Origin of the sequence: Serratia sp. JKS296 (genome assembly GCF_900215445.1) — a bacterium.
Classification (GTDB): Bacteria; Pseudomonadota; Gammaproteobacteria; order Enterobacterales; family Enterobacteriaceae; genus Serratia; species Serratia marcescens.
Genome location: NZ_OCMX01000001.1, coordinates 562,855 through 584,409, shown reverse-complemented (window position 1 = coordinate 584,409; position 21,555 = coordinate 562,855). Strand labels below are relative to the sequence as shown.

Genomic DNA, 21,555 nt, shown 5'->3' with positions numbered 1-21,555 from the left:
TAAACAATGACGTTTTAGGAACACCGGATGGACATCATTAAAGAACTGATACATGCCTTATGGCAGCAGGATTTTGAGACGCTGGCGAACCCTTCGTTGGTGTGGACCCTCTACATCCTGCTGTTCATGATCCTGTTTTTGGAGAACGGCCTGCTGCCGGCCGCTTTCCTGCCGGGTGACAGCCTGCTGATCCTGGTCGGCGTCCTGATCGCCAAAGGCACCATGGGCTTCCCATTGACCATCGTTATCCTGACCGTCGCCGCCAGCCTGGGGTGCTGGGTCAGTTATATACAAGGCCGGTGGCTCGGCAATACGCGAACGGTGCAAGGCTGGCTTTCGCATCTGCCGGCTCACTACCATCAACGCGCTCACAACCTGTTCCACCGCCACGGCCTTTCCGCCCTGCTGGTCGGCCGCTTCCTGGCCTTCGTGCGCACCCTGCTGCCAACCATCGCCGGCCTGTCCGGCCTGAGCAACGCGCGCTTCCAGTTCTTCAACTGGATGAGCGGCCTGCTGTGGGTCTTGATCTTGACGACGCTGGGCTTCGCCCTGGGGAAAACTCCGGTGTTCCGCAAGTATGAAGATCAGCTGATGTTCTGCCTGATGATGTTACCGCTGGTATTGCTGGTGGTCGGGCTGGTCGGCTCGTTGATCGTGTTGTGGCGCAAGAAGCGCGCCAACAGCCAGAACCCGGGGAAAGGGGCGTGACAGCAAAGCGCCCGCGCTGGCAATACGTCCTGATGATCGCGCTCGCCCTGCTGGCGTTGGCGACGCTGTTGGTGCCCTGTATGGTACGCACCGAGAGCGAGCTGCGCATCCGCGCCAGCCAGCAAGGGCTGTCGCTGCCCGACGGCTTTTATGTCTACCAGCGCCTGGATGAACGCGGCATCCGCATCAAAAGCATTACGCCGGAAGGCGATGGCCTGGTCATCCGTCTGGATTCGCCAGAGCAGCAATTGCTGGCGCGCGAAGCGTTGCAAACCATTCTGCCGCCCGGTTACCACATCGCATTGAGCGAGTCCCCCGTGCCGTCGCATTGGGTGCGCGAATTTGCGCGTTCCCCACTCAATCTGGGATAATCCCCCTTCATATGAAGGGGTTTCCTTTCATTGCCATTATCTTCATTTTCATTCGCATCGATTAGCTCAAGAATTAATCAGTCAGCACTGGGTCACGGCTGATTCTTTGGGGGCTCGCCGGTTTCATGACTATGCTGAAGGGTAACTTCAGCCGGCGATGAACGCCCTCCTCTCGTGCTGCCGCCTTCGGCAGCCAGGAAAGCGGATGCCTGTTCAGGCATCTCATGAAAAGGAACTGAAAGATGAAATTACGCCACTCACTGTTACTGCTGTTGCCACTCTGCACGCTGCCGGCGCTCGCTTCGGCCGCTGAGGGCGGCTGCGCCGCCAAAGCGCAAGACATCCAGCAGCAAATTGACTACGCCACCCAACACGGCAACACCCGCCGCGTGGAAGGGCTGAAAAAAGCGCTGAGCGAAGTGCAGACCCACTGCACCGAAGCCGGCCTGCAGGCCGAACGCCAGAAAAACATCGCAGAGAAACAGCGCAAGGTCGACGAGCGCCGGCAGGAGCTGAAAGAAGCGCAGCAAACCGGCAAGCTGGACAAGGTCGCCAAGAAACAGCAAAAGCTGACGGAAGCGCAGGCTGAGCTGAAACGCGCCCAGGCGGAATAATTTTTATACCAGCGGATTTGTCGATGAGAGCCCCATCGTACGGGATTTCTTAAGCATATGGAATTGATGTCTGGTGTTATCTGCTGACCATCACCCCTTTGCTCCGGCGAAAAAATCCGCTATGTTAAAAGTCTGTCGAAATAAACGTTAAGGAATAATCACATGGCACATGATTCAAATGCAGAAAACTTACGCGCTGAACTGAAGTCCTTAGCCGATACGCTGGAGGAAGTGCTGAACTCCTCCACCGACAAGCCGAAAGCCGAGTTGGAGAAGCTGCGTTCGAAAGCGGAAGGCGCGCTGAAAGAGACCCGCGCTCGCCTGAGCGACGCCGGTGACAAGCTGGCTTCGCAAACCAAACAGATCGCCGGCCAGGCCGACGACTACGTGCGCGACAACCCGTGGACCGGCATCGGTATCGGCGCGGCGGTCGGCGTGGTGTTGGGCGTGCTGCTCGCGCGTCGTTAATCATGGCTGAACAACCGCAAGTTCGCGCGCAGGGCCCCGCCAAAGGGGTCCTGGATATCGGTCAGCGCATCATCACGATCCTGGTCGGCATGGTGGAAACCCGTGTCCGGCTGGCGGTAGTCGAGCTGGAAGAGGAGAAAGCCAACCTCATCCAGCTGCTGATCATGGCCGGCATGACGCTGCTGTTCACCGCCTTCGGTTTGATGAGCCTGCTGATCCTGATCTTCTGGGCCATCGATCCGGTCTACCGGCTGGTGGCGCTGGGCGCAACAACCGGCGTGCTGCTGTTCCTGGCCGTGGTCGGCACCATCTGGACGCTGGTCAAGGCTCGTCGCACCACGCTGCTGGGCGCCACGCGCAAGCAGTTGGAACTCGACCGCGCCGAACTGGAGCGCGAACCATGAGCCGCCGCCGCTACCTGGAATGGAAAAAAGAGAGGCTGATTCGCCAGATCCAGCAACAGCGTCTGGATCTGGCCGAACACAAGTCTTTGTGGCTGGAAAAGACCGAACGCATTGACCGCGGCTGGCAGACAGTGTTTGGCCTGCGCCGCTATCTGGTACTCGGTTCCAGCGTCATGGCGCTGTACGGCATCCGCCACCCCAGCAAGATGATCCGCTGGTCGCGTCGTGCTTTCGGCGCCTGGAGCGCTATTCGACTGTTTAAAAAGACGTTTTCCTCTAAGTAAGCCACTTAGCCTTTCCTTCAAACCTCCTGTTGCTCTGCCCGCATTTTCTCCCTTGATACAACGCGTCTAACCCCGGGGCCGGGCAACCTGCTGATCGGCGGTATTTTATTAGCACGCTAAAGATTCAGATTTTTTGAAAAATTACGACAGTTTTACTTGCTAACAACCTGAGCACTTCCCGCTTAACATTCACTCCATCAATACGATACGGAGCGGACAGGGTCAGAGACCCGCTACGCCGCCCGTTGATATGACTACCGCCGAACAGGCACACAAAAACACTTTGGAGTAGATGATGAAAAAATTAGAAGATGCAGGTTTGCTGGTTGCTCGTATCCTGATGCCAATCCTGTTTATCGTGGCAGGCTACGGCAAAATGGGTGACGCTTACGCCGGAACTCAACAGTACATGCAATCGATGGGCGTGCCTGGCTTCTTGCTGCCGCTGACCATTCTGCTGGAGTTTGGCGGCGGTCTGGCGATCCTGTTCGGCTTCCTGACCCGCACCGTGGCGCTGTTCACTGCCGGTTTCACCATCCTGACCGCGCTGCTGTTCCACACTGATTTTGCGGAAGGCGTAAACCAGCTGATGTTCATGAAAAACCTGACCATCGCCGGCGGCTTCATCGTGTTGGCGGTCGCAGGCCCGGGCGGCTTCAGCATCGACCGTCTTCTGAACAAGAAATGGTAATCTAAACTGTCATTCAGGGCCCGGCATGCCGGGCCCTGTCGTTTTTCACTCGGACACCAAGGAGATTCCCATGGGACAACTCGTCGATGGCGTTTGGCAAGACATCTGGTATGACACGAAATCTACCGGCGGCCGTTTCAAACGTTCAACCGCTCAGTTTCGCAATTGGGTGACCGCCGACGGTCAGCCCGGCGAACACGGCGCGGGCGGCTTCCAGGCCGAAGCGGGCCGTTATCACCTGTACGTTTCTCTCGCCTGCCCCTGGGCGCACCGCACGCTGCTGATGCGCAAATTGAAAGGGCTGGAGCAGATCATTCCGGTCTCGGTGGTGCACCCGCTGATGCTGGAAAACGGCTGGACCTTCGGCCAGGATTTTCCTGAAACCACCGGCGATCCGCTGTATCACGCTGACTTCCTGTACCAGATCTACCTGCGGGCAGACCCGCACTACAGCGGGCGCGTGACCGTGCCGGTGCTGTGGGATAAACAGCGGCAAACCATCGTCAGTAACGAATCCGCCGACATCATCCGCATGTTCAACAGCGCGTTTGACGGCGTCGGCGCTCGGGCTGGGGACTACTACCCGACCGATCTGCGCGGCAAGATCGATGAGCTGAACGGCTGGATTTACGATCAAGTGAACAACGGCGTGTACAAGGCCGGTTTCGCCACCAGCCAGGAAGCCTATGACGAAGCGGTCAACGGGGTATTCAACGCGCTGGAGCGCCTTGAGCAGATCCTGGGGCAACATCGCTACCTGACCGGCGATCGGCTGACCGAAGCCGACCTGCGTCTGTGGACCACGCTGGTGCGTTTCGATCCGGTGTACGTCACCCACTTCAAGTGCGACAAACACCGCATCAGCGACTATCTGAACCTGTACGGCTTCCTGCGCGACATCTATCAGATGCCGGGCATCGCCGAAACGGTCAGCCTGCCGCACATTCGCAACCACTACTACCGCAGCCACGCCACCATCAACCCGCACGGCATCATTTCCATCGGGCCGGCGCAGGATCTGGACGAGCCGCACGGCCGCGACCAGCGCTTCGGTTAAGGCGAAAAAAATCCCCTTGCCGCCCGGCAAGGGGATGTCATCCCACCGACGTTAACGTTGCGCGAACAGGCGCGGGATTTCGCGCAGGAACCAGGCCTTCGCCTCCCCCATGCTGTCGCGCCGCCAGGCCATGATGATGTCGGCTTCGCGGCTGTATTCCGGCCCCACCACGCGCAGCCGGCCGGCTTCGATATCTTTCTCCACCATCGGATACGGCATGGTCGCCACCCCCAACCCGGCCAGCAGCGCCAGACGTTTGTCTTCAATGGTGCTCACCGTCAGGCGCTGTTGCTTGTCCAGCAGCTGTACGGTCAACACCGGGCGCTCGCGAGCGGTATCCGCCACCGCGATGCCGCGGTATTTCACGCGGGTCACCTCGGACAACGGCTCCGGCTCCTGGTGGATAGGATGATCCGGCGCGGCGACATAAACGCTCATGACCTTGTACAGTTTGCGGGTGTTGATCTCCGACGACGCGCGAAAATGCATGTCCGGCGCGATCACAATGTCGGCGCGCCCCTGTTCCAGCCGCTCCCAGGCGCCCGCCAGCACTTCGGTGAAAATCGACACCTGGGTGTTGGCCTTCAGCGCCAGCTTGTCCACCAGCGGGAACAGCAGGCTTGGCGGCGACAGCGCTTCACTGACGATGGTCAGGTGGGTTTCCCAACCGCGCGCCAGCGCCTCGGCGTCGGTGGTCAGCTTATCGGCCGCCTCCAGCAGCACCCGCCCGCGCTCCAGCAACATGCGCCCGACGTTGGTGAACTTGGTGCGGTGGCCCGAACGGTCGAACAGCACCACGTCCAATTCTTCTTCCAATTTTTGCATGGTGTAGCTGAGCGCCGACGGCACCCGGCCCAATTCGTCGGCGGCCGCGGCGAAACTGCCACGCCGGTCGATCGCATCCATCACTCTCAGCGCCTCAAGCGTGAGCGCCCGATCTCTGGCCATCACATCCCTCTGTCAGGAAATTTGAATATGCCGACCAGATTAACTGGCTAACAATCCGACGTCCAGATGCTTACCATTTGGATAATGAATTTAGAGAGCCGATTGCCATGATTACATGCAGAACAGCACAACAATGCGGGCAAGCTGACTTTGGTTGGCTGCAGGCTCGCTACACCTTTTCCTTTGGTCACTACTTCGATCCCAAACTGATGGGCTACGCGTCGCTGCGGGTGTTGAATCAGGAGGTGCTGGCACCGGGCGCGTCGTTCCAGCCGCGCACCTATCCCAGCGTGGATATCCTGAACCTGATCCTGCAGGGCGAGGCGGAATACCGCGATAGCGACGGCAACACCGCGCGCGCCAAAGCCGGCGAGGCGCTGCTGTTGGCCACCCAGCCGGGCCTGAGTTACAGCGAACAGAACGTCAGCAGCGATACGCCGCTGACCCGCCTGCAGCTGTGGCTGGACGCCTGCCCGGAACGCAACAACGAGCGGGTGCAGCGCCTGGCGCTGCCGGCGGCAGGCAACCTGCTGCTGGCCTCGCCGGACGGCGCACAGGGCAGCCTGCAGCTGCGCCAGCAGGTTTGGATCCACCATCTCGATCTGCAGTCGGGCGAAGAACAAACGCTGACGATTAACGGGCCGCGCGCCTATTTGCAGTCGATTCACGGCACCATCGCCGCCACCGGCGAGCGCCACGAGGAACAGCGTCTGACCTGCGGCGACGGCGCCTTCGTGCGTGAGGAGAATCGCCTGACGATCCGCGCCGAGACGCCGCTGCGCGCGCTGCTGATTGACCTGCCGGTGTAAGCCGGCCGAAAAACGAAAAACCCCGCGCAACTGGCGTTGCGCGGGGTTTTCTTTTTTCGAGGGAGTTGACCGGTAAGCCGGGTTCTGTCGTGGACAGTCATTCCTCTAGGCCAGCAATCGCTCACTGGCTCAAGCAGCCTACCCGGGTTCAGTACGGGCCGTACCATGTGAACCCCTATTTGGCCTTGCTCCGGGTGGAGTTTACCGTGCCACGAACTGTTGCCAGCCGCGCGGTGCGCTCTTACCGCACCCTTTCACCCTTACCTGATCCCGCTTGCGCGGGCCATCGGCGGTTTGCTCTCTGTTGCACTAGTCGTAGGCTTGCGCCTCCCAGGCGTTACCTGGCACCCTGCCCTATGGAGCCCGGACTTTCCTCCCCTCCATCTGTCTCCCCGAAGAGGACGGCAATGAAGCGGCGACTGTCTGGTCAACTCCGGCGCGGATAGTAGCGTCGCGACGGCGGCAGGTCAACCGCTTTACGGCTGTTGTTGCTCCAGCGCGTGCTTATACAGCGCATTTTTCTTCACGCCGTGGATTTCCGCCGCCAGCGCCGCCGCCTTTTTCAGCGGCAGCTCTTTTTGCAGCAGCGCCAGCGTGCGCAGCGCCTCGAGCGGCAGCGCATCCTCCTGCGCCTTGTGGCCTTCGACGATCAGCACCATCTCACCGCGGCGGCGCACTTCATCTTCCTGCACCCACGCCAGCAGCTCGCCCACCGGCGCGCCGTGGATGGATTCCCAGGTTTTGGTCAGCTCGCGCGCCAGCACCACATAGCGCTGCGGGCCCCAGACGGTGACCATGTCCTGCAGGCTTTCCAGCAGGCGATGGGTGGATTCGTAGAAAATCAGCGTGCGCGGTTCCTCCGCCAGCGCCATCAGCGTATCCTTGCGTCCCTTGGTTTTCGCCGGCAGGAAGCCTTCGTAGCAGAAACGGTCGGAAGCGACGCCCGCGGCGCACAGCGCGGTGGTGGCGGCGCAGGCGCCCGGCAGCGGCACCACGCGAATGCCGGCCTCACGGCAGCGGCGCACCAGGTGATAACCGGGATCGTTGATCAGCGGCGTGCCGGCGTCGGACACCAGCGCGATGCTCTGGCCTTCCTGCAGTTTCGCCAGCAGCTGATCGGCCTTTTGCTGTTCGTTGTGATCGTGCAGCGCGAACAGACGCGCGTTAATCGCGAAGTGTTGCAGCAGCAATCCGGTATGGCGCGTGTCTTCCGCCGCGATCAGATCAACGCTTTTCAGTACCTCTAACGCACGGTGGGTGATATCGCCCAGATTGCCGATGGGGGTGGGCACCACATACAGCGTTGATGCAGAAATGACTGATTGTTGGTGTTGATTCATTGTTTCATCCGGGTTGCCGATTTAATATTGAGCATCTTGAAAAAAACATCACTGGATACAGTATGCTTTCCTCAACATTCGTTCGTACCAAAGCAGGGCGTTCCAAGCCTGTCCGACTTACCGCAGTCATCGCGGCCGCCCTTTTCCTGGCAGGCTGTCCAAGTCGGGCCCCGCAAACGCCGCCCGCCAATATACAGGACGAAGCGAGCGCCAGCTCCGATTACTACCTGCAGCAGTTGCAGCAAAGCAGCGATGATAACAAGGCTGACTGGCAATTACTTGCTATTCGCGCCTTGCTGCGTGAAGGAAAACTGCCGCAGGCCGGCGACCAGTTGAATCAGTTGCCGAAAAACCTCAGCGGCGCACAGCAGACTGAACGCCAGTTGCTGACTGCCGAACTGCAGATCGCCAACAAGAGCTACGTCAGCGCCCGCAGCACGCTGGGCCACCTGGACAGCGGTGCGCTGTCGCCGAATCAGAAGGTGCGCTACTACCAGGCGCAGATCGCCGCCAACCAGGGCAAAGCGTCGCTGCCGCTGATCCGCGCCTATATCGCTCAGGAGCCGTTGCTGACCGGCAAGGCGCACCAAGACAACCTGGATCAAACCTGGCAGGCCCTGCTGCAACTGCCGCCGCAGGAGATGAACAGCCTGGTGATCAACGCCGACGAGAACGTGCTGCAAGGCTGGCTGGATCTGCTGCGCGTCTATCAGGACAACAAGCAGGATCCCGATCTGCTGAAGGCCGGCATCAAAGACTGGCAGAACCGTTATCCGAAGAACCCGGCGGCCAAAACGCTGCCGGCTCGCCTGAACCAGGTGCTGAACTTCACCCAGGCCTCCACCTCGAAAATCGCCCTGCTGCTGCCGTTGAACGGCCAGGCGAAAGTGTTCGCCGACGCCATCCAGCAAGGCTTCGAAGCGGCGAAAAACGGCGGCTCCATGTCGGCGCCGCAGCCTCAAGCCGCGCAACCGGCCAGCACGCCGGCTCAAACGGCGCCGGCCGATCAGGCCACTACGGGTGACATCAACGCCAACGGCGCTGTCAGCCCTTCGGCGCAAGAGAGCCAGCCCGCCGTGACCGCCGCGCAACCCGCTGCGCCGTCCAGCGCGCCGATAACGCCGCCGCAGGCCGCCAACGCGCAGGTCAAAGTGTACGATACCACCAGCCAGCCGCTGGCCGCCTTGCTGAGCCAGGCGCAGCAGGATGGCGCCACTCTGGTTGTCGGGCCGCTGCTGAAAGAGAACGTCGATCAGTTGTCCGCCAGCACCACCACGCTGAACGTGCTGGCGCTCAACCAGCCCGAAACGCCGAAGGACAATCTGAACATCTGTTACTTCGCCCTGTCGCCGGAAGATGAAGCGCGCGACGCCGCCCGCCACATCTGGGAACAGCAGAAGCGTCAACCGCTGCTGCTGGTGCCGCGCGGCGCCTTCGGCGATCGCGTCGCCAGGGCCTTTAACCAGGAATGGCAGAAGCAAGGCGGGCAAACCGTGTTGCGCCAGGACATCGGCTCGGCCGGCGAGCTGCGCCAGATGGTGAACAGCGGCGGCATCCGCATGACCGGCACGCCGATGTCGAGCGCCCCGGCGCCGCAGAGCGTCACCATCGCCGGGCTGACCATTCCTGTGCCGCCGAGCGACGTGCCCGCCGCCACCGGCGGCAGCGTCGACGCGGTGTATATCGTCGCCACGCAGTCTCAGCTGACGCTGATCAAACCGATGATCGACATGGCCACCAGCTCGCGCGGCAAGCCGGCGATGTACGCCAGCTCGCGCAGCTACCAGGCCGGCGCCGGTCCGGACTTCCGTCTGGAAATGGAAGGCCTGCAGTTCAGCGACATCCCGCTGCTTGCCGGCTCAAACCCTCAACTGTTGCAGCAGGCCAGCGCGCGTTTCCGCAACGACTACTCGCTGGTGCGCCTGTATGCAATGGGGATGGATGCCTGGACATTGGCCAACCACTTTGCTGAAATGCGCCAGCTGCCGGGCTTCCAGGTTTCCGGCACCACCGGCACGCTGAGCGCGTCGCCGAACTGCGTGATCAACCGTAAGCTGCCTTGGCTGCAATACCGTCAGGGCACGGTCGTTCCAGTCTCTTGAACCCACGCGCCTCAGGGGCGGGCTATGAGTTACTGGCCCGCCGTCACCTGGAACACGCCGGGCTCACCTTCTGCGCCGCCAATGTCGCGGTGCGCGGCGGTGAGCTCGACCTCATCATGCGCGACGGCACCACCTGGGTGTTCGTCGAAGTGCGCTACCGCCGCAACGACGCCTTCGGCGGCGCGGCCGCCAGCGTCACCTTTCGCAAACAACAGCGGTTGCTGCACGCCGCCGCCGTCTGGCTGGCGGGGCGCGGAGCCAGTTTTGACACATCATCTTGCCGTTTTGATGTTTTGGCCATTACCGGTAGCCAGTTAGAATGGATACCCAACGCCTTCAATGCGGATTAATCGGGGTTTTACGGCGCAGACCGGCCCTTTGACTTAGTGGATTAATACAACGTGCTGGATAGAATTAAAGTCTGTTTCACCGAAAGCATCCAAACCCAGATCGCGGCGGCGGAAGCACTGCCGGACGCCATTTCCCGCGCTGCGATGACGCTGGTTCAATCCTTACTCAACGGCAACAAAATCCTGTGCTGCGGCAACGGCACCTCGGCAGCCAACGCGCAGCACTTCGCCGCCAGCATGATCAACCGTTTTGAAACCGAGCGCCCCAGCCTGCCGGCCATCGCTCTCAACGCCGACAACGTGGTGCTGACGGCAATCAGCAACGATCGGCTGCACGACGAAGTGTACGCCAAGCAGGTGCGTGCGCTCGGGCACACCGGCGACGTGCTGCTGGCGATTTCCACCCGCGGCAACAGCCGTGATATTGTGAAAGCGGTCGAGGCGGCCGTTACGCGCGATATGACCATCGTCGCGCTCACCGGCTACGACGGCGGCGAGCTGGCCGGGCTGCTCGGCCAGCAGGATGTCGAAATCCGCATCCCGTCGCACCGCAGCTCGCGCATTCAGGAAATGCATATGCTGACCGTAAACTGCCTGTGCGACCTGATAGACAATACGTTATTCCCCCACCAGGACGATTAAGGAACTGAGATGAAGCTAAAAGCCACATTTGCAGTGCTGTCCAGCGCCCTGCTGTTGCAAGGCTGTATCGCCGGCGTCGTCGTCGGCAGTGCGGCCGTCGCGACCAAAACCGCCACCGACCCGCGCAGCGTAGGGACCCAGGTGGATGACGGCACGCTGGAAGCCAGGGTCGAAAGCGCCCTGAGCAAAGACCAGCAGTTGAAGAAAGATGCCCGGGTGGTCGCCACCGCCTATCAGGGCAAGGTGCTGTTGACCGGCCAGTCGCCTAACGCCGATCTCACCGCGCGCGCCAAGCAGATCGCCATGGGCGTGGAAGGCACCACCGAAGTGTATAACGAAATCCGTCAGGGCACGCCGGTCAGCCTGAGCACCGCGTCCTCCGACACCTGGATCACCACCAAGGTGCGTTCGCAGCTGTTGACCAGCGATACGGTGAAATCGTCCAATGTGAAGGTCACCACCGAAAACGGCGAAGTGTTCTTGCTGGGCCTGGTCACGCAGCAGGAAGGGCAGTCGGCGGCGCAGATCGCCAGCCAGGTCAGCGGCGTGAAGCACGTCACCACCGCCTTTACCTACGTGAAATAATCCGCCTGGCGGGAGCGGCGCCGTGCCGTTCCCGCCCGTTTAATCCAGCTTGTTCTCGCGTAAAAACGCTTCCCCGCCCAGTTGCCGCATCTGCCGCATGATCCACTGTTGACGCTGCACCACATAGCCGGACGGCGCATCGGCCCTGAAGCGATGCGGATTCGGCAATACCGCCGCCAACAGCGCCGCTTCGGCCGCGCTCAGACGTTTGGCCGGCTTATGGAAAAAGCGCTGTGAAGCCTCTTCCACCCCGAACACCCCATCGCCGAACTCGACGATGTTCAGGTACACCGTCAGAATACGCCGCTTGGTCCACACCAATTCGATGCCCGACGTCAGCCCGGCCTCCAATCCTTTGCGCAGCCAGCTGCGGCCATCCCACAAAAACAGGTTCTTGGCGGTTTGCTGCGACAGCGTGGACGCGCCGCGGATGCGCGTCGGGCGCTTCTCGTTGTGGCTGAGCGCCTTTTCAATGGCCGCCACGTCGAAGCCCCAATGGTCTGGAAACTTCTGATCTTCCGCCGCCATCACCGCCAGCGCCATTTGCGGCGAGATGTCGTCCATCGACACCCAGTCCGAATGGGCGACATAGCCGAAGTCGCCGCTCAGCCAGGCGCTGACCTGCCGCTCCACCATCACGGCGGAAAACGGCACCGGCAGGAAGGCAAAGAGCACAATGGCCAACACCCACAGGCCGATAATCGCGATGACGCCGCGCTTCAGCCAATACCACGGGCGCAGCCGCCGCCATCCGACGAGCGATTTTCTCATTCAGCCAGTTCCAGCACCCGCGCCACCAGCTTATCGATGCCCAGGGCCGCCTGCGCGATAGACGGCGCCAGCATATAGGCCGGCGTGGTCACGATCTTATGTTCGCGATCCACCACGATGTCGTCCACCGGGCAAATCACCGGTTCGCCGCCCATGGCGTCAATCACTTCCCCCAGATCCGGATCGTTGCCAATGGTGAGCCGCGCTTGTTGATCCAGCAGTTTCGGCAACAGCGCCGGCGCGATGCACATCAGGCCAATTGGTTTATTGGCCTTATGCATCTCGCGCGTCAGGCGCGCCAAATCTTCATCGACCCAACATTCTGCGCCGGCTTCGGCGAAATTGCTGAGGTTCTTGGCGGCGCCAAAGCCGCCGGGCACGATCAGCGCATCCAGCTGCGCGGCCTCCGCCAGCGCCAGCGGCTGCACCGCACCGCGGGCAATGCGCGCCGATTCAATCAGAACATTGCGCGACTCCGCCGCCTCCTCACCAGATAAGTGATTAATAACATGGCGTTGTGGTTTGTCAGGCGCAAAGCACACCGCCTGGGCGCCGGCACGATCCAACGCCAGCAGCGTCAGCACCGCTTCATGGATCTCCGTACCGTCATAAACGCCGCTGCCGCTGAGGACTACACCCACCTTTTTCATCACTCTTACTCCTGTCGCTGCTGTCAACTGGTTCGTGCTCGGAGTTGACAAACACTAATCTACATCACACATTTTAATGAATCTTCTAACAAGAGCGCTTACATTTGCTATGTTGTTGGCTGTATGATGTTTAGGAATTCGCAACAACCTGCTCGACCAGAACACTGAAACCAATACGCAGGTTCACAATTTCCCTGGTGTTGGCGCAATATTCGCGCACCCCGGCTTAGGTCGGGGTCATTTTTTTTCAGCGTTCTCAACCCAAGCCCGCAGTACCTGCACGTCGTTGCGCCACTCTTGTTTCAGCTCATCCACCCAATCCTGCACGTTATCCCACCAGGCCGGCAGCGTCGGCGTTTGAATCTGCTGCGCCAGCTGCTGCAGATGGCGCAGACCGACCGAACCGGCGGCGCCCTTGATCTTATGCCCTTCCTCAGTGATGCCTTTCTGATCGCGCGCCGTCATGTTGGAGTCCAGCACCGCCAGATAGCCCGGCATCATCTGTTCGAACATCTCCAGACTTTGGTGGATCAACTGCGGGCCAACCAGATCCATGTACTGTTCCAGCATCGCGGTATCGAGTAACGACTCATTAATCTGCATCGCCTTGTGCTCCGTTTTCTTTGAAGTGTGAGAAGGTTGATGATCCCAATAGTGTTTGATGACCTTGGTCAGCGCCGGCACCGACAGCGGCTTGCTCAGCACATCGTCCATGCCCGCTTCGAGATACTCTTTTTTGTCTTTCAGCACGTTGGCGGTCAGGGCCACCAATGGCGGCAGCGCCTGCCCGGCATAGCGCTCGCGCAGCGCCCGGGCGATGTCCAGCCCGGTCATGTCCGGCAGTTGAATGTCCAGCAGCACCAGATCGAACTCGTCCGGATCGAACATCGCCAGCGCATCGTGGCCGTTCATCGCCACGTCGACGCTGTTACCCAGCTTCTCCAGCACCGAGCGCGCCACGATCACGTTCAGTTCGATATCCTCCACCAGCAGGATGTGCAGCGCCGGCAACGGCAGCGCCTCTTCTTCCGGCGCCGCGCTGACGGCTTCCTGCACCGCCGGCGCCTTGATGGTTAAGGTAAAGCAAGAACCGTGCCCTTGTTCGCTGCGCACGGTAATGTCGCCGCCCATGCTCTGCGCCAGCCGCTTGGAGACCGCCAGCCCGATGCCGGTGCCGGTGGCCGGGCGGCCGCCGCGCTGATCTTTCACCTGGTAATACATGGCGAAGATCTTGTCCTGCTCGTCCTGCGGGATGCCCATGCCCGAGTCTTCCACCTCGAACACCAGTTTCTCCTGCGCCTCGCGCCGCACGCGCACCACAATTTGCCCCTGCTGGGTAAATTTCACCGCGTTGCCGATCAGATTCCACAAGATCTGCCGCAGGCGGGTGCCGTCGGTCACGATCTGCTGCGGCAGCGGCGTCTGCGGCTCCATGACGAACTGCAGCCCTTTCGGCTGCGCCAGCAGGCCCGAGAGGTTCTCCAAATCCGCCAGAAAACCGGTGAAGTCCACCGGCTGGTTGTCGAGCTGCACCTTGCGCCGCTCAAGCTTGTCCATTTCGATAATGTCGTTGAAGATATTGCCGAGGGTGATGGCGCTGACGTGGATGGTCTTCAGGTATTTCAGCTGCTCGTCGTTCAGCTCGGTATCGAGCAGAATGCGGCTCAGGCCGACGATGCCGTTAAGCGGCGTACGCAGCTCGTGGCTGATGGTGGAGATAAAGGTGGTCTTCTCCCTGCTGGCGTTCTCCAGCGCGTCCTGGTAGCGCTTACGCTCGGTAATATCGCGGCCGAAGCCCATCAGCCCGTGGCGTTTGCCTACCCGGTCGTAAAACGGCACCTTGCGCAGCTCGAAACAGGCCTTGCGGCCGTCGGGATACACCAGCCACTGTTCGTAGGTCAGCGAGACGTTGTGGCGGAACACCTTCTCGTCGGTCTCAATGACCTTTTCGGCGATCTCCTGGCCGTAGACGTCGAACGGCGTCAGGCCAATCAGCTGCTTCTCGCTTTTGCCGGTCAGCAGCTCCATCGCGCGGTTGCAGCCGGAAAACTCTTTGTCTTCGTTGCGGTAGTAGACCAGATCCGGCGAGGCATCGAGGAAGGAACGCAACAGCGCCGATTGCTGGCCCAGCTCAATCTGCGCCAGCTCGCGCTGTTCCATCTCTTCGGTCAGCTTTTCCATCACCTGCAGGCGCTCTTCTTCCGCCTTGATACGGTCGGCGATCTCCTGATTCAGCTGGCTGATATTGTCTTTGAGCTGCTGATTGAGCTCCAGATCGCGGTGGCGCATCTCTTCGAGCTTGTCCACCAGCCGCGCCAGCCGTTGGCGCGACTCTTCCAACTGTTCCACCACCACCGAGAGAAAATAGACCGCCCACGGGGTGATCAACAGGCCGAAGAAGATCGAACGCACCACGTCGATGCTTTCCACTTCGCCGCGCAGCAGCATGGTCACCGCCATCTGCACCACCATCGCCAGCACCACCAGCGCCGAGGCCAGCAGCAGCGAGAAGCGCACCAACCCCAGTTTCACCATTAAATCAACGTAGTACTGGGCCAACACCCGGATTTGCTTCATAGCGGCTCCCTTCAGACACAATCTTTTGAATCATACCGTAAAACAGCGGTGAGATAAGGCGGCAAACGCCGAAGTGTGGCAAAGATTGCACTTCAGAGCGGCATGCCGGGCCGGTAGCGCCGTTTTTCATCCAGCGCGCTGCCCTGCCCGCCGTGCCGTTGCAGATAAGCGCCGACCGCCTGCATGCCGCTCCAGCGGTTTTCGCACCACAGCGGCGCCAGCAGCGTCGGCCGCCGGGCGCTGGCGGAAAGACGGTGGTACACCACCTCGCCCGGCGTATGGCGGATCATCTCCCCGGCGCTGGCGGCGTAATCCTCCAGCGCCAGTTCGGGCAACCGCCCGGCCTGCCACGCCCGCGCCAGGATACTGCCGGTGACGACGTGCAGCGGATGCAGCTTGATGCCGTCGACGCCGGTCTCCGTCACCCGCTGCAGCGTGAGCAGATGATCGCGCTGGGTTTCTCCCGGCAGCCCGACGATCAGATGGCAGCACACCTTCAGCCCGCGCTGCCGGGCCAGCCGCGCAGTCTGCTGATAACAGCGAAAATCATGGCCGCGGTTGATGCGCTTCAGTGTTTTATCATGCGCCGTCTGTAGCCCCAGCTCCAGCCACACCTCATAGCCTTGCTCGCGGTATCCCGTCAACAGATCCAGCGCGGCGGCCGGCACGCAGTCCGGCCGGGTGCCGACGCACAGTCCGACCATGGCGCTCTGCGCCAACGCCTGCCGATACATCGCCTCCAGCCGTTCAACCTCCGCATAGGTGCTGGTATAGGCCTGGAAATAGGCCAGATAGCGCCGCGCCCGATCGACCCGCACAGCCTGCTGCGCCAGCTGTTCGGCGATGCTCTGGCGCTGCATCGCCTCATCGGCAAACGAGGCGACGTTGCAGAACGTACAGCCGCCGCGCCCCAACGTGCCGTCGCGGTTAGGGCAGCCGAATCCGCCGTGCAGCGTGAGTTTATGGATCTTTTCGCCATAGCGGCGCTGGAGATCCGCGCCAAACATATTGACTAATTGCGGCAACTGCATAATCTTGGTGGTTCTCTGTGTTCAAAGCCGCGATGCTAATAAGAAACGGTTTTTCCCGCGATGACAGAGATCAACGCTTTCCCCGCAAGGCGCCACCAGGCATAACTATTCATCATAAATGCAAATTAATTCACTATAATTCTGATGAATTATTCTAATCGTCACGCAACCGTTAACGGCAATATGACAACACGGTGAAAAATAGTCATAAACATCATCCAAGCAATATCTTATAGAATAAAATTCTGGCATTAACCCCCGCACTAGCATGGTGCAGAGATTAAGGGGTTGCACTATAGTGAGACAGCTCACACTTCTGCGGGGATCGGCGTTGCCCCACGATAGTGCAAAAATGCATTAAAACACTTATTTTTCAAACAAATAAACATCACTAATTCGATAAGAATCTATCTTAAGCCCACATTTGACCTGCGAATTCTTTCTCGCTAAGTTGGAAGTCCGCTGGAAGCTTTCTGGACGGGCAAACGTCTCGTCATATTTATGCAGTAATTGAAGACTCCCTCTTAAAACAAGTCCTATACCACTTGTGAGACCGTCACGAGAGGCCATTGATGGAGGGCGGAAAAGCAGATTGGCGGGGTTAACTTGCTGATTGGACTTCTGCCTGAAATTGGGAAGCCCCCTCGCAGTAGGTTGTGAGAGTCACGCAGAGCCTGGGGAGGTTCACGATATGTTGTACGATAAATCCCAAGAGAGGGACAACTGTGGTTTCGGCCTGATCGCCCACATAGAAGGCGAACCTAGCCACAAGGTGGTGCGCACCGCCATTCACGCGCTGGCCCGCATGCAGCACCGCGGCGCGATCCTCGCCGACGGCAAGACCGGCGACGGCTGCGGCCTGTTGCTGCAAAAACCCGATCGCTTCTTCCGCATGGTGGCGGAAGAGCGCGGCTGGCGTTTGGCCAAGAACTACGCCGTCGGCATGATGTTCCTCAGCCAGAATGAAGAGGAAGCGCGCCTCAGCCGCCGCATCGTGGAAGAAGAGCTGCAAAACGAAACGCTGTCGATCGTCGGCTGGCGTGAAGTGCCGACCAACCCGGACGTGCTGGGTGAAATCGCCCTCTCTTCCCTGCCGCGCATCGAGCAAATCTTCGTTAACGCCCCGGCCGGCTGGCGCCCGCGCGATATGGAGCGCCGCCTGTTCGTGGCGCGCCGCCGCATCGAGAAACGGGTGCAGGATGACAGCTTCTACGTCTGCAGCTTCTCCAACCTGGTGACGATCTATAAAGGCCTGTGCATGCCTGCGGATCTGCCGCGCTTCTATCTCGATCTGGCGGACCTGCGCCTGGAGTCGGCCATTTGCCTGTTCCACCAGCGCTTCTCCACCAACACCGTGCCGCGCTGGCCGCTGGCTCAGCCGTTCCGCTACCTGGCGCACAACGGCGAAATCAACACCATCACCGGCAACCGCCAGTGGGCGCGCGCCCGTACCTATAAATTCCAAACGCCGCTGATCCCGGATCTGCAGGCCGCCGCGCCGTTCGTCAACGAAACCGGCTCCGACTCCAGCTCGCTGGACAACATGCTGGAGCTGCTGCTGGCGGGCGGGATGGATCTCATCCGCGCCATGCGCCTGCTGGTGCCGCCGGCCTGGCAGAACAACCCTGACATGGACGGCGATCTGCGTGCCTTCTTCGACTTCAACTCGATGCACATGGAGCCGTGGGACGGCCCGGCCGGCATCGTGATGTCCGACGGCCGCTACGCCGCCTGTAACCTCGATCGCAACGGCCTGCGCCCGGCGCGCTACGTGATCACCAAAGACAAGCTGATCACCTGCGCCTCCGAAGTCGGCATCTGGGATTACCAGCCGGATGAAGTGGTGGAAAAAGGCCGCGTCGGCCCCGGCGAGCTGATGGTGATCGACACCCGCAGCGGCCGCATTCTGCACTCGGCGGAAACCGACAACGATCTGAAAAGCCGCCACCCGTATAAAGAGTGGATGGAGAAAAACGTCAAACGCCTGGTGCCGTTCGAAGATCTGCCGGACGATCAGGTCGGCAGCCGCGAGCTCGACGACGCGCAGCTCGAAACCTACCAGAAACAGTTCGGCTACAGCAGCGAAGAGCTGGATCAGGTGATCCGCGTGCTGGGCGAGATTGGCCAGGAAGCCACCGGCTCGATGGGCGACGATACCCCGTTCGCCGTGCTCTCCAGCCGGCCGCGCATCGTTTACGACTACTTCCGCCAGCAGTTCGCGCAGGTCACCAACCCGCCGATCGATCCGCTGCGCGAAGCGCACGTCATGTCGCTGGCCACCAGTATCGGCCGTGAAATGAACGTGTTCTGCGAAGCCGAAGGCCAGGCGCACCGCCTGAGCTTCAAATCGCCGATCCTGCTGTACTCCGATTTCAAACAGCTCACCACGCTGGAAGGCGAATACTATCGCGCCGAGACGCTCGATCTGACCTTCGATCCGCAGCAGCAGGATCTGGAGCAAACCATTCGCGCCCTGTGCGACGAAGCGGAACGCAAGGTGCGCGAAGGCGCGGTGCTGTTGGTGCTGTCCGACCGCGCCATCGCGCCCGGCCGCCTGCCGGTACCGGCCCCGATGGCCGTTGGCGCCGTGCAAACCCGGCTGGTGGAGAAAAGCCTGCGCTGCGACGCCAACCTGATCGTTGAAACCGCCAGCGCCCGCGATCCGCACCACTTCGCCGTGCTGCTCGGCTTCGGCGCGACCGCCATCTACCCGTATCTGGCCTATGAAACCCTGGCCAAACTGGTGGACAGCCAGGCGATCGACAAGAAATACCGCGACGTGATGCTGAACTACCGCAACGGCATCAACAAAGGCCTGTACAAGATCATGTCCAAGATGGGCATCTCGACCATCGCCTCTTACCGCTGTTCCAAGCTGTTCGAAGCGGTCGGCCTGCACCGCGATCTGGCTGATCTGTGCTTCCAGGGCGTGGTCAGCCGCATCGGCGGCGCCAGCTTCAGCGACTTCCAGCAGGATCTGCAGAACCTTTCCAAGCGCGCCTGGCTGAAACGCAAGCCGCTGGAGCAAGGCGGCCTGCTGAAGTTCGTGCACGGCGGCGAATACCACGCCTACAACCCGGACGTGGTGAACTCGCTGCAAAAAGCGGTGCACAGCGGCGAGTACAGCGACTACCAGGCCTACGCCAAGCTGGTGAACGAGCGGCCGGTCGCCATGCTGCGCGATCTGCTGGCCATCACGCCGAAAGGCGAACCGATCCCGGTCGATCAGGTCGAGCCGGCGGAATCGCTGTTCAAACGCTTCGACACGGCGGCGATGTCGATCGGCGCGCTGAGCCCGGAAGCGCACGAGTCACTGGCGATCGCCATGAACGGCCTCGGCGGCTTCTCCAACTCCGGCGAAGGCGGCGAAGATCCGGCGCGCTACCGCACCAACAAGGTGTCGCGCATCAAACAGGTGGCCTCCGGCCGCTTCGGCGTGACGCCGGCCTACCTGGTGAACGCCGACGTGATCCAGATTAAGGTGGCGCAAGGCGCCAAGCCGGGCGAAGGCGGCCAGCTGCCGGGCGACAAAGTCACCCCGTACATCGCCAGACTGCGTTACTCGGTGCCGGGCGTGACGTTGATCTCCCCGCCGCCGCACCACGACATCTACTCGATCGAAGATCTGGCGCAGCTGATCTTCGATCTGAAGCAGGTCAACCCGAAGGCGGTGATCTCGGTGAAACTGGTGTCCGAGCCGGGCGTCGGCACCATCGCCACCGGCGTGGCGAAAGCCTATGCCGATCTGATCACCATCGCCGGTTACGACGGCGGCACCGGCGCCAGCCCGCTGTCCTCGGTGAAATATGCCGGCTGCCCATGGGAACTGGGCCTGGTGGAAACCCAGCAGGCGCTGGTGGCCAACGGCCTGCGCCACAAGATCCGCCTGCAGGTGGACGGCGGTCTGAAAACCGGCGTGGACATCGTCAAAGCGGCGATCCTGGGCGCGGAAAGCTTCGGCTTCGGCACCGGGCCGATGGTGGCGCTGGGCTGCAAATACCTGCGCATCTGCCACCTCAACAACTGCGCGACCGGCGTCGCGACTCAGGACGACAAGCTGCGCCGCGATCACTACCACGGCCTGCCGGAACGCGTGACGAATTACTTCCAGTTTATCGCGCGTGAAACCCGCGAGATCATGGCGCAACTGGGCGTGAGCCAACTGGTGGATCTGATCGGCCGCACCGAGTTCCTGACCGAGCTGGACGGCATTTCCGCCAAGCAGAACAAGCTGGATCTGTCGCCGTTGCTGACAACCGCCACGCCGCATCCGGGCAAAGCGGTGTACTGTACCGAAAGCAGCAACCCGGCGTTCGACAAGGGTCTGCTGAACAAAGAGTTGCTGGCGCAGGCGGAACCGTACATCGAAGCGAAGCAGGGTAAAACCTTCTACTTCGACATTCGCAACACCGACCGCTCCGTGGGCGCCATGCTGTCCGGCGCGATCGCCAACGTACACGGCGATCAGGGGATGGCAGCCGATCCGATCAAGGCGCACTTCTCCGGCACCGCCGGGCAGAGCTTCGGCGTCTGGAACGCCGGCGGCGTCGAGTTGACCCTGACCGGCGACGCCAACGACTATGTCGGCAAAGGCATGGCCGGCGGCAGCATCGCGGTGCGTCCGCCGATCGGCTCCGCCTTCCGCAGCCATGAAGCCAGCATCGTCGGCAACACCTGCCTGTACGGCGCCACCGGCGGCAAGCTGTTCGCCGCCGGCCGCGCGGGCGAACGCTTCGCGGTGCGCAACTCCGGCGCCATCACCGTGGTGGAAGGCATCGGCGACAACGGCTGCGAATACATGACCGGCGGCATCGTCTGCGTGCTGGGTAAAACCGGCATCAACTTCGGTGCCGGCATGACCGGCGGCTTCGCCTACGTGCTGGACGAAGACGGCGAGTTCCGCAAGCGCGTAAACCCGGAGCTGGTGGAAGTGCTGGAGGTCGATCAGCTGGCGATCCATGAGGAGCACCTGCGCGGCCTGATCACCGAACACGTGCAGGCGACCGGCTCTTCCCGCGCGGAAGAGATCCTGGCCAACTGGCCGGAGTGGGCGCCGAAGTTCGCCTTGGTCAAACCGAAGTCCAGCGATGTCAAAGCGCTGTTGGGTCACCGTAGCCGTTCCGCAGCCGAGCTGCGGGTGCAGGCGCAGTAAG

Annotated in this window: 20 protein-coding genes and 1 other RNA gene; 14 read left to right on the top strand and 7 right to left on the bottom strand. The window is 61.1% G+C overall.

The features are described 5' to 3' along the window. Nucleotides 1–27: 27 nt before the first annotated feature. The 8 genes from CRO23_RS02835 (at nucleotide 28) to CRO23_RS02800 (ending at nucleotide 4,597) form a co-directional block, all read left to right on the top strand. Nucleotides 28–708 (top strand): DedA family protein, encoded by a 681-nt coding sequence (locus tag CRO23_RS02835; RefSeq protein ID WP_004937132.1) that lies wholly within the window; start codon nucleotides 28–30, stop codon nucleotides 706–708. Continuing rightward, entirely contained in the window at nucleotides 705–1,079 is a 375-nt protein-coding gene (gene mzrA / locus CRO23_RS02830) for an EnvZ/OmpR regulon moderator MzrA (protein WP_004937130.1), read from the top strand. Before CRO23_RS02835 ends, mzrA begins: the two co-directional genes overlap by 4 nt. Nucleotides 1,080–1,321: 242 nt before the next feature. After that, entirely contained in the window at nucleotides 1,322–1,693 is a 372-nt protein-coding gene (locus CRO23_RS02825) for a DUF1090 domain-containing protein (RefSeq protein WP_048794645.1), read from the top strand. A 162-nt stretch (nucleotides 1,694–1,855) separates the two neighbouring features. Further along, the gene (locus CRO23_RS02820) at nucleotides 1,856–2,161 is read left to right on the top strand and encodes a DUF883 family protein (protein WP_004937125.1); all 306 of its coding nucleotides are present in this window, start codon (nucleotides 1,856–1,858) and stop codon (nucleotides 2,159–2,161) included. A gap of 2 nt (nucleotides 2,162–2,163) precedes the next feature. Beyond that, entirely contained in the window at nucleotides 2,164–2,565 is a 402-nt protein-coding gene (locus CRO23_RS02815) for a phage holin family protein (protein ID WP_015379160.1), read from the top strand. Continuing rightward, nucleotides 2,562–2,849 carry a YqjK-like family protein gene (locus tag CRO23_RS02810; protein ID WP_016930185.1) on the top strand — a complete coding sequence of 96 codons (288 nt, stop codon included), beginning with the start codon at nucleotides 2,562–2,564 and terminating at the stop codon, nucleotides 2,847–2,849. The genes CRO23_RS02815 and CRO23_RS02810 overlap by 4 nt, the downstream gene beginning before the upstream one ends. 295 nt (nucleotides 2,850–3,144) lie before the next feature. Beyond that, on the top strand, nucleotides 3,145–3,540 hold the full coding sequence (locus CRO23_RS02805) for a DoxX family protein (protein ID WP_016930186.1): 396 nt from the start codon (nucleotides 3,145–3,147) through the stop codon (nucleotides 3,538–3,540). 70 nt (nucleotides 3,541–3,610) lie between these two features. Next, nucleotides 3,611–4,597 carry a glutathione S-transferase family protein gene (locus CRO23_RS02800; RefSeq protein WP_004937116.1) on the top strand — a complete coding sequence of 329 codons (987 nt, stop codon included), beginning with the start codon at nucleotides 3,611–3,613 and terminating at the stop codon, nucleotides 4,595–4,597. Between the two features lie 51 nt (nucleotides 4,598–4,648). On the opposite strand, the gene CRO23_RS02795 is transcribed toward CRO23_RS02800, so the two are convergent. Beyond that, a complete protein-coding gene (locus tag CRO23_RS02795) occupies nucleotides 4,649–5,545 on the bottom strand; it encodes a LysR family transcriptional regulator (RefSeq protein WP_004937113.1) in 897 nt (298 codons plus the stop codon). A 107-nt stretch (nucleotides 5,546–5,652) separates the two neighbouring features. Between CRO23_RS02795 and CRO23_RS02790 the strand changes: the two genes are divergently transcribed. After that, complete coding sequence (locus tag CRO23_RS02790) at nucleotides 5,653–6,354, top strand: pirin family protein (RefSeq protein ID WP_028128304.1); 702 nt, start codon at nucleotides 5,653–5,655, stop codon at nucleotides 6,352–6,354. A gap of 57 nt (nucleotides 6,355–6,411) precedes the next feature. On the opposite strand, the gene rnpB is transcribed toward CRO23_RS02790, so the two are convergent. Both rnpB and rsmI read right to left on the bottom strand, forming a co-directional pair. After that, nucleotides 6,412–6,789: RNase P RNA component class A (gene rnpB, locus CRO23_RS02785), an RNA gene on the bottom strand. A gap of 41 nt (nucleotides 6,790–6,830) precedes the next feature. Further along, on the bottom strand, nucleotides 6,831–7,694 hold the full coding sequence (gene rsmI / locus CRO23_RS02780; RefSeq protein ID WP_004937108.1) for a 16S rRNA (cytidine(1402)-2'-O)-methyltransferase: 864 nt from the start codon (nucleotides 7,692–7,694) through the stop codon (nucleotides 6,831–6,833). Nucleotides 7,695–7,756: 62 nt separating this feature from the next. On the opposite strand from rsmI, the gene CRO23_RS02775 reads away from it, so the two are divergent. From CRO23_RS02775 to dolP, 4 genes are read left to right on the top strand one after another with little or no spacing between them, the layout of a single operon-like run. Beyond that, a complete protein-coding gene (locus tag CRO23_RS02775) occupies nucleotides 7,757–9,796 on the top strand; it encodes a penicillin-binding protein activator (RefSeq protein ID WP_097101346.1) in 2,040 nt (679 codons plus the stop codon). Then, nucleotides 9,793–10,146 carry a YraN family protein gene (locus tag CRO23_RS02770; protein WP_015379164.1) on the top strand — a complete coding sequence of 118 codons (354 nt, stop codon included), beginning with the start codon at nucleotides 9,793–9,795 and terminating at the stop codon, nucleotides 10,144–10,146. Before CRO23_RS02775 ends, CRO23_RS02770 begins: the two co-directional genes overlap by 4 nt. Nucleotides 10,147–10,197: 51 nt before the next feature. Continuing rightward, nucleotides 10,198–10,788, top strand: a complete 591-nt coding sequence (gene diaA / locus CRO23_RS02765; RefSeq protein ID WP_004937103.1) for a DnaA initiator-associating protein DiaA — start codon at nucleotides 10,198–10,200, stop codon at nucleotides 10,786–10,788. Between the two features lie 9 nt (nucleotides 10,789–10,797). Next, nucleotides 10,798–11,373, top strand: coding sequence for a division/outer membrane stress-associated lipid-binding lipoprotein (gene dolP, locus CRO23_RS02760; RefSeq protein ID WP_004937101.1), 576 nt, complete (start codon nucleotides 10,798–10,800; stop codon nucleotides 11,371–11,373). 39 nt (nucleotides 11,374–11,412) lie between these two features. Here dolP and mtgA read toward each other — a convergent pair whose 3' ends face one another. The 4 genes from mtgA to CRO23_RS02740 form a co-directional block, all read right to left on the bottom strand. After that, nucleotides 11,413–12,144 (bottom strand): monofunctional biosynthetic peptidoglycan transglycosylase, encoded by a 732-nt coding sequence (gene mtgA, locus CRO23_RS02755; protein WP_097101343.1) that lies wholly within the window; start codon nucleotides 12,142–12,144, stop codon nucleotides 11,413–11,415. Further along, nucleotides 12,141–12,794 carry an isoprenoid biosynthesis glyoxalase ElbB gene (gene elbB / locus CRO23_RS02750; protein WP_079450138.1) on the bottom strand — a complete coding sequence of 218 codons (654 nt, stop codon included), beginning with the start codon at nucleotides 12,792–12,794 and terminating at the stop codon, nucleotides 12,141–12,143. Before elbB ends, mtgA begins: the two co-directional genes overlap by 4 nt. Before the next feature lie 237 nt (nucleotides 12,795–13,031). After that, nucleotides 13,032–15,371, bottom strand: coding sequence for an aerobic respiration two-component sensor histidine kinase ArcB (gene arcB, locus CRO23_RS02745; RefSeq protein ID WP_016930193.1), 2,340 nt, complete (start codon nucleotides 15,369–15,371; stop codon nucleotides 13,032–13,034). 92 nt (nucleotides 15,372–15,463) lie between these two features. Then, entirely contained in the window at nucleotides 15,464–16,402 is a 939-nt protein-coding gene (locus CRO23_RS02740; protein WP_097101341.1) for a TIGR01212 family radical SAM protein, read from the bottom strand. A 691-nt stretch (nucleotides 16,403–17,093) separates the two neighbouring features. Between CRO23_RS02740 and gltB the strand changes: the two genes are divergently transcribed. Next, nucleotides 17,094–21,554: a glutamate synthase large subunit gene (gene gltB, locus CRO23_RS02730; protein ID WP_033639307.1), complete on the top strand. Its 4,461-nt coding sequence runs from the start codon at nucleotides 17,094–17,096 to the stop codon at nucleotides 21,552–21,554. Nucleotide 21,555: the final 1 nt, after the last annotated feature.